This window comes from Dysgonomonas sp. ZJ709, from assembly GCF_011039195.1.
In the GTDB taxonomy this organism is placed as follows: domain Bacteria; phylum Bacteroidota; class Bacteroidia; order Bacteroidales; family Dysgonomonadaceae; genus Dysgonomonas.
This window is the reverse complement of sequence record NZ_JAAKEM010000064.1, coordinates 1-3,263: the sequence shown is the minus strand read 5'-3', so window position 1 is coordinate 3,263 and position 3,263 is coordinate 1. Positions and strand designations below refer to the sequence as shown.

The window sequence follows — 3,263 nt, the reverse complement described above, 5'->3', positions numbered from 1 at the left end:
GTAAGCGTTCGGGAAAGAGCATCTTGTGAGATATTGTCATGGGCTTTACCTTTGCCAAAAATGCGCGTATTGGTTATCTTAACAAGAGCCCAACGAGCGTTTAGTTTATGTAAAATGGTTCAGACAAAGGTGAAGACTTATGTATCTTATCTCCGTCAAAGTACGGTTAAACAACAAATCAGTGGGCTAGGCATCGAGTCTCAACGAGAGATAATTAACACTTACGTGAAAAATAAATCAGCTATCCTTTATGAGTATGTAGAGACCGAAACAGGTAAAAACAACAATCGCCCCAAACTTATGGATGCGTTAAAACTATGCAGAGAGACCAATTCAATACTAATTTGTGCCAAACTGGATAGGCTATCCAGAAACGTAGCCTTTACCAGTAGGCTATTAGAAAGTGACGTTGATATCATTTTCTGTGATTTCCCCGAAGCCAATCGCCTGATACTACATATCATCAGTTCGATTGCAGAGTATGAAGCAAACCTGATATCCATCCGAACCAAACAATCATTAAGAGCAAAGAAAGAACGAGGAGTAAAGCTGGGCAAACCGGAGAACTTGCTTAACAATCACCGGCAGGCTATTGAACGTAGTATCCGAACCAATCGTCATAAAGCTTTTTGTAATGAAAATAATAAACGTGCAATTACTCTTATCTGCATGATGATCAAGGAAGGTCAAACATATACAGATATTGCTAAGACATTAAACAGGCAAGGATTTAAAACAAGTAAAGGTTGTAGATTTCATGCTATACAAGTCAGCCGTTTATATAACAGATATAATTCCAATGCCCAATAGCCCTTATCACAGTGTCATGACAGAGAGTTCTTCCTGACGAAGTTGTGCCCACTTATCGGGCAGAAGCTCGTCTAATTTGAGTATAGAATGATCCGAGATTCGATTTAAAACATCGGTGAGCCAAACCACCGGATTTACGCCACATATTTTACACGTACCCAGCAACGAATAAATCATAGCCGTTCTTTCGGCAGCTTGATGATTCAGGCAAAACATATAATTTTTTCGTCCTAAAGCTAAAGGTCTGATAGCATTCTCTGCCAAATTATTATCAATACGGTATCTGCCGTCAACAACATAGCGTACCAGACGCTGATAGATGCCATAGGTGTATGACATAGCTGTACCGATCTTCGAAGATGGCAATACCTGTGGATAATTTAGATCAATCCACTTCTCAAAGTCCCGAAGAATCGGATACGACTCTTCCTTTCGTATGGTTTGAACCTGCTCTATTGTTAAATCGTTTTCTGTAGCCTGCCGTTCCAACTGATAGAGCCTCTGTATTTGTTTGATGGCATATTCGGCTCTTGGCGGATCGTTAGCCAGTGCCTGTTCAAACTTTCGCCGGGCATGTGCCCAACATCCCAACAGAAGGACTCCTTCTTTTTTTTCGTACATCTCATATACACCATAGCCATCACTTTGTACGGCTCCTTTAAAATCTTTAAGCAGTTCAACGACTACATGTTTACCTCTGGAACCTTTATCGTAGTGGAAAAACAGTTTATTTTCCTGTGGTGAACGAACCAGCCAATGATAGCCTTTTCGTGTTGCTCCCGGTTTGTCCTTATCGACTACGGGGATCGTACTTTCATCTATTTGTATATAATCGCATGCCAACACTTGTTTACGTAAATGTTCATAAAGTGGCTCAAGTAAATGTATAGCTGATGAACACCAGTCGTTAACTGTGGATGCCGCCAATTGTATTCCACTGCGTTTGAACATCTCCAGTTGGCGGTAGAAAGGTAAATGGTCCTGATATTTACTCACTAACAACTGAGCCAGCAAAGAAGCTCCTGCATTGCTTTTGGGCAATGTAAGGCTTGGCAGTTGTCCTATAATAACTCCTTCACCCTCTTTTAACGCATATTTCTTGCGGATAATTTGACGTACATAAAGCTGTCCGGGGATATATTCCAATACTTCAGTTATTTCTTGACCGATACATTTTGACCCCACAGGAGGTAAGGGGTTGGGTTCTATGATCTCCTGACGACGCTCCAGATGTTCAGGCAAGGGTTTGCGAACAGGGTATTTCTTTGCAGATTGGGTAGTTGCTATTCTGTCCAAACCATTTTTCTTAAGTCGAGTTTGCAAATAGAGCTTTTCTTCTTCTATCTGGACTTGTCCCTGAAAATCAAGGCGGAGTTGATTGGGGTCTTCTTTGATATAACGTTCAGAAGAACGCCCGAATAAAACCCGGCGAAGATAAAGCAGTTCATCACTGAGTTTTGACAGTTTGGATTGCAGAGAAGTATATTGAGATTCTAATTCTTTGTTTTTAAGAATCATTTCCTGTAATTGTTGCTCTAACTCCTGTACTTTATCCATACATTAAAGATACAAAAAATAGCTGTAATATCCAAGCCTATAAGCTACTATTTATGCGGTTTTTGAGGGTAAATTATATCTTTTTTTTCGTGTGATACCATTCAGTGAAACACCTTCTACCATCAGTACCAAATCACACCAGGATAGATGATAGCTTCCTGTGGTTGCGTTTAAAACAGGCAGACTTAGACGACCAATCTCTAAACGTTTATGGTAGATAACTAGTCCACCCCGTTCCCAATGTAAGAGTTTTATGCGTGTACGGGATTTGTTAATGAAGACGAAGACTTCACCACTGAGCGGATCGCGTTTCATAAAGCTACTTACTACTCCGCACAAACTATCGAATCCTTTACGCATGTCGATAGGATGAGAACATAGATAATAATGTTGGGAATCATTTAAACTGAACACGCCTGTCAGTAGAGTTTAATCAGACTCAATATGCGGGAGTCGCTCAGAGCCCGACCTATACGAAGGATGACTCCATTGGGATACTCTAATTCTATATGTGCCATTTCATCCGGATGAGTTGACTGAGCTTGGTCTGTATTTTTTATTTCTATCGGATGAAATTCACTCGAAGGAGCAGTCGGTTCTTCTGCCGTAGGATATTTTTTTTCATAACGCTTGCGCCAATAGTAAAATTGATTGTCACTCCATCCCTCTTGTCTATAAACTTCGTGGGGAAGTAAATCGCCTTTAAGGTAGCGGGCTACGATAGGAAAGGCTTCTGCCGAATTTAATGCTTTTCTCTTTTTCAATTACTCTGGTTTTAAACTTTTACATAAACTAAACGCTCGTTGGGCTCTTGTTAAGATAACCAATACGCGCATTTTTGGCAAAGGTAAAGCCCATGACAATATCTCACAAGATGCTCTTTCCCGAACGCTTAC

4 protein-coding genes are annotated in these 3,263 nt (G+C 40.5%); 1 reads left to right on the top strand and 3 read right to left on the bottom strand.

The window, feature by feature from the left end; all coding sequences use genetic code 11:
• Nucleotides 1-129: 129 nt before the first annotated feature.
• The gene (locus G7Y56_RS18295) at nt 130-810 is read left to right on the top strand and encodes a recombinase family protein (RefSeq protein WP_165045889.1); all 681 of its coding nucleotides are present in this window, start codon (nt 130-132) and stop codon (nt 808-810) included.
• A gap of 6 nt (nt 811-816) precedes the next feature.
• On the opposite strand, the gene G7Y56_RS18290 is transcribed toward G7Y56_RS18295, so the two are convergent.
• The 3 genes from G7Y56_RS18290 to G7Y56_RS18280 are packed head-to-tail and all read right to left on the bottom strand — an operon-like array spanning nt 817 to nt 3,131.
• Complete coding sequence (locus G7Y56_RS18290; RefSeq protein WP_165045887.1) at nt 817-2,367, bottom strand: IS66 family transposase; 1,551 nt, start codon at nt 2,365-2,367, stop codon at nt 817-819.
• A gap of 51 nt (nt 2,368-2,418) precedes the next feature.
• On the bottom strand, nt 2,419-2,781 hold the full coding sequence (gene tnpB / locus G7Y56_RS18285; protein WP_165045885.1) for an IS66 family insertion sequence element accessory protein TnpB: 363 nt from the start codon (nt 2,779-2,781) through the stop codon (nt 2,419-2,421).
• Between the two features lie 5 nt (nt 2,782-2,786).
• Entirely contained in the window at nt 2,787-3,131 is a 345-nt protein-coding gene (locus tag G7Y56_RS18280) for a hypothetical protein (RefSeq protein ID WP_165045883.1), read from the bottom strand.
• Nucleotides 3,132-3,263 lie beyond the last annotated feature (132 nt).

Excerpts from the sequence above, each read along its gene's own strand:
- G7Y56_RS18290 (WP_165045887.1), bottom strand. The coding sequence starts at position 2,367 with ATGGATAAAGTACAGGAGTTAGAGCAACAATTACAGGAAATGATTCTT.